The sequence below is a fragment of the Streptomyces sp. Ru62 genome (assembly GCF_002920615.1).
Classification (GTDB): domain Bacteria; phylum Actinomycetota; class Actinomycetes; order Streptomycetales; family Streptomycetaceae; genus Streptomyces.
In genome coordinates this window covers 142,212-155,846 of the sequence record NZ_PQSU01000012.1, presented here as the reverse complement: position 1 = coordinate 155,846, position 13,635 = coordinate 142,212, and the positions used below count along the sequence as shown (strand labels likewise).

9 protein-coding genes are annotated in these 13,635 nt (G+C 66.9%); all 9 read right to left on the bottom strand.

The genetic code is table 11. The features are described from left to right. Positions 1–9: 9 nt before the first annotated feature. The 9 genes from rpsG to rplK all read right to left on the bottom strand — a co-directional run bounded on the left by rpsG (position 10) and on the right by rplK (position 13,573). Positions 10–480, bottom strand: coding sequence for a 30S ribosomal protein S7 (gene rpsG / locus C3492_RS18145; protein ID WP_003998848.1), 471 nt, complete (start codon positions 478–480; stop codon positions 10–12). 2 nt (positions 481–482) lie between these two features. Beyond that, entirely contained in the window at positions 483–854 is a 372-nt protein-coding gene (rpsL, locus tag C3492_RS18140; protein ID WP_003948652.1) for a 30S ribosomal protein S12, read from the bottom strand. A gap of 904 nt (positions 855–1,758) precedes the next feature. Beyond that, positions 1,759–5,658: a DNA-directed RNA polymerase subunit beta' gene (locus C3492_RS18130; protein ID WP_103812789.1), complete on the bottom strand. Its 3,900-nt coding sequence runs from the start codon at positions 5,656–5,658 to the stop codon at positions 1,759–1,761. A 99-nt stretch (positions 5,659–5,757) separates the two neighbouring features. Further along, positions 5,758–9,243, bottom strand: a complete 3,486-nt coding sequence (gene rpoB, locus C3492_RS18125; RefSeq protein WP_103812788.1) for a DNA-directed RNA polymerase subunit beta — start codon at positions 9,241–9,243, stop codon at positions 5,758–5,760. Between the two features lie 550 nt (positions 9,244–9,793). Further along, positions 9,794–10,183, bottom strand: coding sequence for a 50S ribosomal protein L7/L12 (rplL, locus tag C3492_RS18115; protein WP_014674355.1), 390 nt, complete (start codon positions 10,181–10,183; stop codon positions 9,794–9,796). Between the two features lie 111 nt (positions 10,184–10,294). Next, positions 10,295–10,825, bottom strand: coding sequence for a 50S ribosomal protein L10 (gene rplJ, locus C3492_RS18110; protein ID WP_014674354.1), 531 nt, complete (start codon positions 10,823–10,825; stop codon positions 10,295–10,297). A gap of 398 nt (positions 10,826–11,223) precedes the next feature. Further along, positions 11,224–12,144: a hypothetical protein gene (locus tag C3492_RS18105; protein WP_103812787.1), complete on the bottom strand. Its 921-nt coding sequence runs from the start codon at positions 12,142–12,144 to the stop codon at positions 11,224–11,226. Positions 12,145–12,310: 166 nt separating this feature from the next. Then, positions 12,311–13,036 carry a 50S ribosomal protein L1 gene (rplA, locus tag C3492_RS18100; RefSeq protein ID WP_103812786.1) on the bottom strand — a complete coding sequence of 242 codons (726 nt, stop codon included), beginning with the start codon at positions 13,034–13,036 and terminating at the stop codon, positions 12,311–12,313. A 102-nt stretch (positions 13,037–13,138) separates the two neighbouring features. Beyond that, positions 13,139–13,573, bottom strand: coding sequence for a 50S ribosomal protein L11 (gene rplK / locus C3492_RS18095; RefSeq protein ID WP_014674351.1), 435 nt, complete (start codon positions 13,571–13,573; stop codon positions 13,139–13,141). Positions 13,574–13,635 lie beyond the last annotated feature (62 nt).

Here is a 13,635-nt window from a genome sequence, read left to right as displayed (position 1 = left end):
GGGTAGCGACTACCAGCGGTAGTGCGCGAAGGCCTTGTTGGACTCGGCCATCTTGTGGGTGTCCTCGCGCTTCTTCACGGCCGCACCGAGGCCGTTGGAGGCGTCGAGAAGCTCGTTGAGGAGACGCTCGGTCATGGTCTTCTCGCGACGGGCGCGGGAGTAACCGACCAGCCAGCGCAGCGCCAGGGTGTTGGCACGGCCGGGCTTGACCTCGACCGGGACCTGGTAGGTGGCGCCACCGACACGGCGGGACTTGACCTCAAGGGTCGGCTTGATGTTCTCAAGAGCGCGCTTGAGCGTGATGACCGGGTCGTTGCCGGTCTTCTCGCGCAGGCCCTCCATGGCGCCGTAGACGATGCGCTCGGCGGTGGAGCGCTTGCCGTTCAGCAGCACCTTGTTGATCAGGGAGGTCACCAGAGGAGAGCCGTAGACCGGGTCGATGATGACCGGGCGCTTCGGGGCGGGGCCCTTACGAGGCATTCTTACTTCTCCTTCTTGGCGCCGTAACGGCTGCGAGCCTGCTTGCGGTTCTTGACACCCTGGGTGTCGAGCGAGCCGCGGATGATCTTGTAGCGAACACCCGGCAGGTCCTTCACACGGCCGCCGCGCACGAGCACGATGGAGTGCTCCTGCAGGTTGTGTCCCTCACCCGGAATGTAAGCGGTGACCTCGATGCCGCTGGTCAGACGCACACGCGCGACCTTGCGGAGGGCCGAGTTCGGCTTCTTCGGGGTGGTCGTGAACACACGCGTGCAGACGCCGCGACGCTGAGGGGAACCCTCAAGTGCGGGCGTCTTGTTCTTCTCGACCTTGTCCTGCCGGCCCTTGCGGACCAGCTGCTGGATCGTAGGCACTACTTCTCCGGTTTCTGTGTGCCGATGGGTACAGCTAACCTGGAACGTCGCCGACCCACGCGGTCGGGTGTGTCGAATCCGCCAGACTCCCGCCGCAAGGCGAAAAGGGCGCAGATTACGGTGGCCGCTCGCGGCTCGCCATGCGGTTTGCAGGCACGCACAGGAGCCAGGGCACACCCCAGGCACAAGGTCTGAGCGTACCTACCTCATTCGCTGCGGTCAAAACAAATGGGGTGGGCTGCGACACGCCAGAGATTGACAGAGCCGACATCCCCGGGCCGCAGGACGGACTTCCAGGCCTCTCCCCTGGCGACGACATCGAGATCGTGTACGACGCTCCGCAGGCCGTTCGCGAGGAGCGCACCGCTGCCTGCCACCACGTGATCGACGCTCGGCAGCCTGAGCAAGAGGACCGGCAGCCCGACCGCCGAGCGTGAGACGGCTCGGTGTGGCGGCGCTCCTGTACGGCTGGTCTGCCGACGGCAAGCGCCCCGGGCGTCCACAGCCGCATGTCCGGGAATCCCGAACGCAAAGGGTCCTCGGAGCACTGCCGGAGCAGCACCCCCAGAGCCACCAGGACGGCCGCTGAGAGCGCGAACCAGGGCCGCAGGCGATCCATGCAGGGGAAGACGGTGCAAGCGCTCCAGACGAGCACCACGACCGCCGCCGGGCCGGCCGGGCCGCGTGCGCTGCCGGCCCGGCCCAGCCCAGCCCAGCCCAGCCCAGCCACGGGGGCACGACCGATGCGGCCGCCCGGCCGAAGAAGACACGGGCCGGCTCCACCGGATATTCCCTCAACACCGTTCTCACGCCGGCTACTTGACCTGCGTGGGACATCGTGCCCGGACACGCCGAAGGGCGGTCACCCCGCAGGGTGACCGCCCCCTCAGTTCAAGCCGCTCGCTTACTGGTTGTACGGACCGTAGTCGTAGTCCTCCAGCGGCACGGCCTGGCCGGAGCCCGTGCCGAACGGCGAGTAGTCGATGTCGTCGTAGCCGACGGCCGAGTACATCGCGGCCTTGGCCTCCTCGGTCGGCTCGACCCGGATGTTGCGGTAGCGGGACAGGCCCGTACCGGCCGGGATGAGCTTACCGATGATGACGTTCTCCTTGAGGCCGATGAGGCTGTCGGACTTGGCGTTGATCGCCGCGTCCGTCAGGACTCGGGTCGTCTCCTGGAAGGAGGCGGCCGACAGCCAGGATTCCGTCGCCAGCGAGGCCTTGGTGATACCCATCAGCTGCGGACGACCGGAGGCCGGGTGACCGCCCTCCTGGACCACACGACGGTTCTCCTGCTCGAAGCGGGAGCGCTCGACCAGCTCGCCGGGCAGCAGCTCGGCGTCGCCGGACTCGATGATCGTCACGCGGCGGAGCATCTGCCGGATGATGATCTCGATGTGCTTGTCGTGGATCGACACACCCTGCGAGTTGTACACCTTCTGGACCTCGCCGACCAGGTGGACCTGGACGGCACGCTGACCCAGGATGCGCAGCACGTCGTGCGGGTTGGTGGCACCCACGGTGAGCTGCTGGCCCACCTCGACGTGGTCGCCCTCGCGGACCAGGACCTTGGCACGCTTCGAGATCGGGTACGCCGTCTCGTCGCTGCCGTCGTCCGGGGTGACGACGATCTTCTTGGTCTTCTCGGTCTCCTCGATCCGGACGCGGCCGGAGGCCTCGGAGATCGGGGCGACACCCTTCGGGGTACGGGCCTCGAAGAGCTCGACGACACGCGGCAGACCCTGGGTGATGTCGTCACCGGCCACACCACCGGTGTGGAAGGTACGCATCGTCAGCTGGGTACCGGGCTCACCGATGGACTGGGCGGCGATGATGCCGACCGCCTCACCGATGTCGACCAGCTTGCCGGTGGCCAGCGAGCGGCCGTAGCACATCGCGCAGGTACCGACGGCGGACTCGCAGGTCAGGACCGAGCGGGTCTTGACCTCCTCGACGCCACGGCCGACGAGCTCCTCGATGAGGACGTCGCCCAGGTCGGTGCCGGCCGGGGCCAGCACCTGGCCGTCGACCACGATGTCCTCGGCGAGGCAGCGCGCGTACACGGACGTCTCGACGTCGTCCGCCTTGCGCAGCACGCCGTCGGCGCCGCGGTCGGCGATCCGCAGACGCAGGCCACGGTCGGTGCCGCAGTCCTCCTCGCGGATGATGACGTCCTGCGAGACGTCGACCAGACGACGGGTGAGGTAACCCGAGTCGGCGGTACGCAGAGCGGTGTCCGCCAGACCCTTACGGGCACCGTGCGTGGAGATGAAGTACTCCAGCACGGACAGACCCTCACGGAACGAGGCCTTGATGGGCCGCGGGATCGTCTCGTTCTTCGCGTTCGACACAAGACCACGCATACCGGCGATCTGACGCATCTGCATCATGTTGCCTCGTGCACCCGAGTTCACCATCATGAAGATCGGGTTGGTCTTCGGGAAGTTGTCGTTCATCGCCTCGGCGACCTCGTTGGTCGCCTTGGTCCAGATCGCGATGAGCTCCTGCGTACGCTCGTCCTTGGTGATCAGACCGCGCTCGTACTGCTTCTGGACCTTCTCGTCCTGCGCCTCGTAGCCCTTGACGATCTCCTTCTTCGCCTCGGGGACGACGACGTCGGAGATGGCCACGGTGACACCGGAACGGGTCGCCCAGTAGAAGCCGGCCGCCTTCAGGTTGTCGAGCGTCGCCGCCACGATGACCTTCGGGTACCGCTCGGCGAGGTCGTTGACGATCTCGGAGAGCTGCTTCTTGCCGACCTCGTAGTCGACGAACGGGTAGTCCTCGGGCAGCAGCTCGTTGAAGAGCGCGCGGCCCAGCGTGGTGTTCAGCCGGAAGCTGTCACCCTGCTGCCACTCCGGCTCGCCCTCCTCGCGCGCCGGCGGGGTCCAGCCGCGAGGCGGGATGGTGCCCACCGGGAAGCGGATGTCCACGCGCGACTGCAGCGAGAGCTCGCCGGCGTCGAACGCCATGATCGCCTCGGCCACGGACGCGAACGAGCGGCCCTCGCCCTTGACGTCACGCATCTCGCCGTCGGTGGTGAGGAAGAACAGACCGAGGACCATGTCCTGGGTCGGCATCGTCACCGGACGGCCGTCGGCCGGCTTGAGGATGTTGTTCGAGGACAGCATCAGGATGCGGGCCTCGGCCTGCGCCTCCGCGGACAGCGGCAGGTGCACGGCCATCTGGTCACCGTCGAAGTCCGCGTTGAACGCGGTGCAGACGAGCGGGTGGATCTGGATGGCCTTGCCCTCGACCAGCTGCGGCTCGAAGGCCTGGATGCCGAGGCGGTGCAGGGTGGGCGCACGGTTCAGCAGCACCGGGTGTTCGGCGATGACCTCTTCGAGGACGTCGTACACGACGGTGCGGCCGCGCTCCACCATGCGCTTGGCGCTCTTGATGTTCTGCGCGTGGTTCAGGTCGACCAGGCGCTTCATCACGAACGGCTTGAAGAGCTCCAGCGCCATGGCCTTGGGCAGACCGCACTGGTGCAGCTTGAGCTGCGGGCCGACGACGATGACGGAACGCGCCGAGTAGTCGACTCGCTTGCCGAGCAGGTTCTGACGGAAGCGACCCTGCTTGCCCTTCAGCATGTCGGACAGCGACTTCAGCGGACGGTTGCCGGGGCCCGTGACCGGGCGACCGCGACGGCCGTTGTCGAAGAGCGCGTCGACGGCCTCCTGGAGCATGCGCTTCTCGTTGTTCACGATGATCTCGGGGGCACCGAGGTCGAGAAGGCGCTTCAGGCGGTTGTTGCGGTTGATGACACGGCGGTACAGGTCGTTGAGGTCGGAGGTCGCGAAGCGGCCACCGTCCAGCTGCACCATCGGACGCAGGTCCGGCGGGATGACCGGGACACAGTCCAGGACCATGCCCTTGGGGCTGTTGGAGGTCTGCAGGAACGCGGAGACGACCTTCAGCCGCTTCAGGGCGCGGGTCTTCTTCTGGCCCTTGCCGGTGCGGATGATCTCGCGGAGCCTCTCGGCCTCTTCCTCCAGGTCGAAGGACTCCAGGCGCTTCTGCAGCGCCGCGGCGCCCATCGAGCCGTCGAAGTAGGTGCCGAAGCGGTCGCGCAGCTCGCGGTAGAGCAGCTCGTCGCCCTCCAGGTCCTGGACCTTGAGGTTCTTGAACCGGTTCCACACCTCGTCGAGGCGGTCGATCTCGCGCTGCGCGCGGTCGCGCAGCTGCTTCATCTCGCGCTCGGCACCCTCGCGCACCTTGCGGCGCACGTCGGCCTTGGCGCCCTCGGCCTCCAGCTCGGCCAGGTCGGACTCAAGCTTCTTGGCGCGGGCCTCCAGGTCGGCGTCCCGGCGGTTCTCGATCTGCTGGCGCTCGACCGAGACGTGCGCCTCCAGGGAGGGCAGGTCGCGGGTACGGCGCTCCTCGTCGACGTACGTGATCATGTACGCGGCGAAGTAGATGACCTTCTCAAGGTCCTTCGGCGCCAGGTCCAGCAGGTAGCCGAGGCGCGAGGGGACACCCTTGAAGTACCAGATGTGCGTGACCGGGGCGGCCAGCTCGATGTGGCCCATCCGCTCACGGCGCACCTTGGCACGCGTGACCTCGACGCCACAGCGCTCGCAGATGATGCCCTTGAAGCGGACGCGCTTGTACTTGCCGCAGTAGCACTCCCAGTCCCGGGTCGGACCGAAGATCTTCTCGCAGAAGAGTCCGTCCTTCTCGGGCTTGAGGGTGCGGTAGTTGATGGTCTCGGGCTTCTTGACCTCGCCGTGGCTCCACTGACGGATGTCGTCAGCGGTGGCCAGGCCGATCCGGAGCTCGTCGAAGAAGTTGACGTCGAGCACTATGCGTCAATCCCTCTCAGGGTCGTTAAGTCTGTGGTCTGAAACGGGGGCCTGGGGGTCGGCGGGGCCCTTGTGGGTCAGGGCCCCGCCGGACTCCCGTCAGACCTCTTCGACGCTGCTCGGCTCGCGCCGGGACAGGTCGATGCCGAGCTCCTCCGCAGCGCGGAAGACGTCCTCGTCGGTGTCGCGCATCTCGATGGACATACCGTCGCTGGACAGCACCTCCACGTTCAGACAGAGCGACTGCATCTCCTTGATGAGCACCTTGAAGGACTCGGGGATGCCGGGCTCGGGGATGTTCTCGCCCTTGACGATGGCCTCGTAGACCTTCACGCGGCCGGTGACGTCGTCGGACTTGATGGTCAGCAGCTCCTGGAGGGCGTACGCGGCGCCGTAGGCCTCAAGGGCCCACACCTCCATCTCACCGAACCGCTGGCCACCGAACTGGGCCTTACCACCCAGCGGCTGCTGGGTGATCATCGAGTAGGGACCGGTCGAGCGGGCGTGCAGCTTGTCGTCGACCAGGTGGTGCAGCTTCAGGATGTACATGTAGCCGACCGAGATCGGGTCCGGGAACGGCTCACCGCTACGGCCGTCGAACAGCCGCGCCTTGCCGGTCGGGAGCACCATGCGCTCGCCGTCCCGGTTCGGGATGGTGTGCTGCAGCAGACCCGCCAGCTCGTCCTCGCGGGCACCGTCGAAGACCGGGGTCGCGACGTTGGTGCCGGGGGCGACCTGGTCGGCGCCGATGGCCTGCAGGCGCTGGGCCCACTCCTCCGCGAGGCCGGAGACGTCCCAGCCGCGGCTGGCGAGCCAGCCGAGGTGGATCTCCAGGACCTGTCCCGGGTTCATTCGGGACGGCACACCCAGCGGGTTGAGGATGATGTCGACCGGGGTGCCGTCCTCCAGGAACGGCATGTCCTCGATCGGCAGGATCTTGGAGATGACACCCTTGTTGCCGTGACGGCCGGCGAGCTTGTCACCGTCGGTGATCTTGCGCTTCTGCGCCACGTACACGCGCACGAGCTGGTTCACACCCGGGGGAAGCTCGTCGCCCTCCTCGCGGTCGAAGACGCGCACACCGATGACCTTGCCGGTCTCGCCGTGCGGCACCTTCAGCGAGGTGTCACGGACCTCACGGGCCTTCTCACCGAAGATCGCGCGCAGCAGGCGCTCCTCCGGCGTCAGCTCGGTCTCACCCTTCGGGGTGACCTTGCCGACGAGGATGTCACCGGCGATGACCTCGGCACCGATGCGGATGATGCCGCGCTCGTCCAGGTCGGCGAGGACCTCCTCGGAGACGTTCGGGATGTCCCGGGTGATCTCCTCGGGGCCGAGCTTGGTGTCACGGGCGTCGACCTCGTGCTCCTCGATGTGGATCGAGGAGAGGACGTCGTCCTGCACGAGGCGCTGCGACAGGATGATCGCGTCCTCGTAGTTGTGACCCTCCCACGGCATGAACGCGACGAGCAGGTTCTTGCCGAGCGCCATCTCGCCGTTCTGGGTGGCCGGGCCGTCGGCGAGGACCTGGCCCTCGACGACACGGTCGCCCTCGTTGACGATGACCTTCTGGTTGACCGAGGTGCCCTGGTTGGAGCGGGCGAACTTGGCCAGGCGGTACGTGATGTACGTGCCGTCGTCGTTGGCGGTGGTGATGTAGTCCGCGGAGACCTCCTGGACCACACCGGCCTTCTCGGCCTTGACGACGTCGCCGGCGTCGACGGCGGAGCGGTACTCCATGCCGGTGCCGACGAGCGGGGCCTCCGACTTAATCAGCGGAACGGCCTGGCGCATCATGTTCGCGCCCATGAGGGCACGGTTGGCGTCGTCGTGCTCAAGGAAGGGGATCATGGCGGTCGCGACCGACACCATCTGGCGCGGCGAGACGTCCATGTAGTCCACGTCCTCGGGGCCGACGTAGTCGACCTCGCCGCCACGACGGCGGACGAGCACGCGGCTCTCCTCGAAACGGAGGTCGTTCGTCAGCGGCGCGTTGGCCTGCGCGATGACGAAGCGGTCCTCCTCGTCGGCGGTCAGGTAGTCGACCTCGTCGGTGACCTGGCCGTCGATGACCTTGCGGTACGGGGTCTCGACGAAGCCGAACGCGTTGACCCGGCCGTAGGAGGCGAGCGAGCCGATCAGACCGATGTTCGGGCCTTCCGGCGTCTCGATCGGGCACATACGGCCGTAGTGCGACGGGTGCACGTCACGGACCTCGAAGCCGGCCCGCTCACGGGAGAGACCACCCGGGCCAAGAGCCGACAGACGGCGCTTGTGGGTGAGACCCGACAGCGGGTTGTTCTGGTCCATGAACTGGGACAGCTGGCTGGTGCCGAAGAACTCCTTGATGGAGGCGACGACCGGCCGGATGTTGATCAGGGTCTGCGGCGTGATCGCCTCGACGTCCTGGGTCGTCATCCGCTCGCGGACGACACGCTCCATACGCGCCAGACCCGTGCGGACCTGGTTCTGGATGAGCTCGCCGACGCTGCGCAGACGACGGTTGCCGAAGTGGTCGATGTCGTCGGTCTCGACGACGACCGTCTCGCCGTTGTCACCGGTGGTCTCGGTCTCGCCGGCGTGCAGCTTCACCAGGTACTTGATCGTCGCGATGATGTCCTCGACGGTCAGGATGCCCGCGTCCAGCGGGGTGTCCGTACCCAGCTTCTTGTTGACCTTGTAGCGGCCGACCTTGGCGAGGTCGTAGCGCTTGGGGTTGAAGTAGAGGTTCTCCAGCAGCGTCTGCGCGGCCTCACGCGTGGGGGGCTCGCCCGGGCGCAGCTTGCGGTAGATGTCGAGCAGCGCGTCGTCCTGGCCCTGGGTGTGGTCCTTCTCCAGGGTGGCGCGCATCGACTCGTAGTCGCCGAACTCCTCAAGGATCTGCTCGGTCGTCCAGCCGAGCGCCTTCAGCAGCACGGTGACCGACTGCTTGCGCTTGCGGTCGATGCGGACACCGACCATGTCGCGCTTGTCGATCTCCATCTCCAGCCAGGCACCCCGGGACGGGATGATCTTGGCGGAGAAGATGTCCTTGTCGGACGTCTTGTCGATGCTGGAGTCGAAGTAGACACCGGGGGAACGGACCAGCTGCGACACCACGACACGCTCGGTGCCGTTGATGACGAAAGTGCCCTTGTTCGTCATGAGCGGGAAGTCGCCCATGAAGACGGTCTGGGACTTGATCTCGCCGGTCTCGTTGTTGGTGAACTCGGCCGTGACGAAGAGCGGGGCGGCGTACGTGAAGTCGCGCTCCTTGCACTCGTCGATCGAGTTCTTGGGCGGCTCGAAGCGGTGGTCCCGGAACGTCAGCGACATCGACCCGGAGAAGTCCTCGATCGGGGAGATCTCCTCGAAGATCTCCTCCAGACCGGACTTGGTGGGGACGTCCTGACCGTTCTCAAGGGCCTCCTCGACCCGAGTCTGCCAGGCGGTGTTGCCGAGCAGCCAGTCAAAGCTCTCGGTCTGCAGCGCGAGCAGGTTCGGAACCTCGAGGGGCTCCTTGATCTTTGCAAAGGAGATGCGCAGCGGGGCGGTGCTGGCGCCGTTGTTCGTATTCGCGGTCGAGGCAGTGCGCGAGGCGGCCAAGAGGGGGTCCTTCCGAGGGCTCGGACTCACTACGCGCGTACCGGTCCCTCTCCCGTACACAAGGACGGAAACCCCAGGTCAGGGGGGCTTCGGTCGACTGTGCTCGAGTGAGGGCAGACCCCTGGTGACGGGCAGGGGACAGCTAACAGGCAGCGCAAAGGGTCAGTGTAGCCACTTGGCACACTGATGTCCAGTGCGGGTTTTCGAAGACCCTCGTTGTCCTCAACGCCCTCTTCAACGCCCTCGGCATGCCTGCCCTCAACGCACGTTGATACTGCCCTCTTCGTCGTCGATCCATGCCTCGGATTCGGATCCTTGTGACGACGCGTCCTGAGAATTGCGCGCTGCGTGCGGTTCGTCAAGGGTTCCTTGCCGGAACCGGAGCATCGGGAGACACGACGAAGATCACCTTACCCCTCACGAACAGAGGTGCAAGGCAGCCCAGGCCGGACCCCGGGGAACGCCGAAGGGCGACCACCCGGATGGATGATCGCCCTTCGGTGCGTTCGCGTTACAGCCCTAGGGGGCCGTTTCCGCGGTCGCGAAGGTCTTACTTGACCTCGACGGACGCGCCGGCGCCCTTGAGGGCCTCGGCGGCCTTGTCGGCCTGCTCCTTGTTGACCTTCTCGAGGACCGGCTTCGGGGTGCCGTCGACGAGGTCCTTGGCCTCCTTCAGACCCAGGGAGGTCAGCTCACGCACGACCTTGATGACCTGGATCTTCTTGTCGCCGGCGCCGGTGAGGATGACGTCGAACTCGTCCTTCTCCTCCTCGGCAGCGGCCTCGGCGCCACCGGCGGCACCGCCGGCAACGACGACCGGGGCAGCGGCGGCAGCGGTGACGTCGAACTTGTCCTCGAAGGCCTTCACGAACTCGGAGAGCTCGATGAGGGTCATCTCCTCGAACTGGGCAAGCAGCTCGTCCTGGGTGAGCTTCGCCATGATGGCGGTCCTTCCACTCAAATCGGCAGGTGCCGGATGTACTGGATAAGGCGGGCGTACGTCGGCCCGCTGCGACCCGCGCCGTTGGTGCGGGTCAGAAAGCGAGCCGAATTACTCGGCACCGCCCTGCTCGGCCTGCTTGGCGCGCAGCGCGTCCACGGTGCGGACGAGCTTCGACGGCAGCGCCTGGAAGACGGAGGCAGCCTGGGACTGCTTCGCCTTGAAGGCACCGGCCAGCTTGCTGAGCAGAACCTCGCGGGACTCAAGGTCCGCAAGCTTCTTGATCTCGTCGGCGGAGAGGGCCTTGCCCTCAAGGACACCGCCCTTGATGACGAGATTGGGGTTGTCCTTGGCGAAGTCACGCAGACCCTTCGCCGACTCCACCGGGTCACCGGTGACGAAGGCGACGGCCGTCGGGCCAGCGAAGAGCTGGTCCTCCAGCGTGATCCCGGCCTCCTTGGCCGCAATCTTGGTCAGCGTGTTCTTCACCACGGCGTACTGGGCGTTCTCACCGAGCGACCGGCGCAGCGTCTTGAGCTGCGCCACGGTGAGACCGCGGTACTCGGTCAGCACGGCGGCGTTGGAGCTGCGGAACTTGTCCGTCAGCTCCGCAACCGCGGCAGCCTTGTCGGGCCTCGCCATAGAGCCTCGGCCTCCTTCCGGGTGATTCGGACCGCGCGGACCCGAAGGAGGACTGGGGAAAACGAAACGCCCCGGCGCAGGCGCACGGGGCGGACTCGACCGGCCGTACACGCGCTCGGCGCGCGCACTCCGGGAGTTCTTCCACTGTCACCTGCGCGGGTCGCCCACTTTTCAGCGGATCCTTCGGCCACCGCACCCTCATTCGAGCGCACGGCAACGACCAGCGGTCTTTGGCTTCTCGAAGAGAGTACGGGACGAGGGCTCTGTCGAGCAAATCGACCGTTTACGACCCCTGGGGCCGGGGCACAGGAGGCGCCGCAGGCCGGGCAGGCAGTGGGTGGCGGCAGGCCCTCCTAGGGACGCCGAGCGCGCCTCGGAGGGCTCTGCGGGCCGCCGGGTCAGGACGTGGCGCCGGTGCCGCCCGTCAGCGTGCCGCCGGACTTCAGCATGTCCGCGAAGTCCTTGGTGTCGCCGGCCGGGGGCGCCTCGGCGGTCACCTTCACGCCGTAGTCGGTGTAGTAGGACGTGTTGGTCATGGCACCGTTGGCCGTGTCGGCCTTCTCGGTCTTCTTGACCAGGAGGTCCCGGTCGTTGATCCAGATGTCGACGGTGTCGGTGGTCACACCGGCCTGGCTGAGCTGCTTCTTCAGGGCCGACAGCTGCTCGGCGCTGAGGTTGCTGGTCCTGCCCGCGAGGTCGGCCACGTTCAGCGTGCCCGAGTAGTGGGTGGTGTGGACGCCGGAGATCGTCTCCTCGCCGACCTTCTTGACGTCGCCGGAGGCCAGCAGCATCTTCACGGACTGGTTCGGCGTGGCGTTCTGGATCTGGTCCTTCATGTACGAACCGGAGGCACCGCCGAGCTTGGCGAGGTCGTCGTAGGAGTACTTGATCCAGTGCTTGCCGCCGCCCGCCTGCTGGGCGTAGGTGTCGCTCATGTGCGCGTAGTAGGCGTCCGGCAGGTACCGGGCCTCCATGGACTGCGTGCCGGCCTTCTTCATCAGCTCGGCCATCTGACCGCCGGTGTAGGTGATGGTCAGGTTGCCCTTGAGGCCGTCGCCCCAGGTGAGAGCGCCGTTCGCGGTCATCGACATCAGGTCGCCGATGGACGTGGTGGAGCGCACCTTGGCGGAGTCGGCCTTGTCGGTGGACTTCTCGGCGGAGCGCAGGGCGGCGATGGGGCTGACGTGCGTCGCGGTCTTGCCGGCCGCCTTGTCACCGCCGTCCTTGCCGGAGTCGGAGGAGCCGCACGCGGCCACTCCGGTCAGCGCGGCCACCACCGCTGTGCAAAGGGCCGCCCGGCGCACGGTCGTGCTCATCATCTACTCCCACCCCTAATGCGTGTCCTGTGCCTGCACGGTATGCCAGGCCACTGACAGTCGTGCGAGAAGTCGCACAAAGAAAGGACGGGCCCGGAACCTTAGAGGTTCCAGGGCCCGCCCTTTTCTTTACGCGTACCTGACGCGGCTACCGGGCTGAGCTGGGGGCTCAGACGGCGGCCGGGTCCTCCTCGACGAGGAGGTTGCGGGTGCGGTTCGGGTCGACCGGGATGCCGGGGCCCATGGTGGTGCTGACCGCGGCCTTCTTGATGTAGCGACCCTTGGCGGCGGACGGCTTCAGACGGAGGATCTCCTCCAGCGCGGCGCCGTAGTTCTCCACCAGCTTGGCGTCGTCGAAGGACGCCTTGCCGATGATGAAGTGCAGGTTGGAGTGCTTGTCGACGCGGAACTCGATCTTGCCGCCCTTGATGTCGGTGACGGCCTTGGCGACGTCGGGGGTGACGGTGCCGGTCTTCGGGTTCGGCATCAGACCACGCGGGCCGAGGACGCGGCCGAGGCGGCCGACCTTGCCCATGAGGTCCGGGGTGGCGACGACGGCGTCGAAGTCCAGACGGCCCTTCGCCACCTCGTCGATCAGTTCGTCGGAGCCGACGATGTCGGCGCCGGCGGCCTCCGCGGCCGCAGCACGGTCACCGGTCGCGAAGACCAGGACCCGGGCGGTCTTGCCGGTGCCGTGCGGAAGGTTCACGGTGCCACGGACCATCTGGTCGGCCTTGCGCGGGTCGACACCCAGACGGAAGGCGACCTCGACGGTGGCGTCGAACTTGGTCGTGGAGGTCTCCTTGGCCAGACGGACGGCCTCGAGCGGGGCGTACAGCTTCTCCCGGTCGACCTTGGCGTCCGCAGCGCGGAGAGCCTTGCTGCGCTTGCTCACAACTTGCTCCTGTGTGTGTTCTGAAGGAGTCGTGGTCCCTGGGCCGAGCAGGCCCTGCCACGTGCGACCGGCTACGGCCGCATGACTGCTGGGGGGTTGGGGTCAGCCCTCGACCGTGACGCCCATGGAACGCGCGGTACCGGCGATGATCTTCGCGGCGGCGTCCAGGTCGTTCGCGTTCAGGTCGGCCATCTTGGTCTGGGCGATCTCGCGGACCTGCGCCTCGGTGATCTTGGCGACCTTGGTCTTGTGCGGCTCGCCGGAGCCCTTCTCGATGCCCGCGGCCTTGAGGATCATCTTCGCGGCCGGCGGCGTCTTGGTGATGAAGGTGAAGGAGCGGTCCTCGTAGACCGTGATCTCCACCGGGATGACCCAACCGCGCTGCGACTCGGTCGCCGCGTTGTAGGCCTTGCAGAACTCCATGATGTTGACGCCGTGCTGACCCAGCGCCGGGCCGACCGGCGGGGCCGGGTTGGCGGCGCCGGCCTGGATCTGGAGCTTGATGAGCCCCGTGACCTTCTTCTTCTTGGGAGGCATAGCTCTCCGGGTCCTTTCGGTTCGGGTCCTGCCCGCCTCCGGGGACCACCCGGATGCAGGCA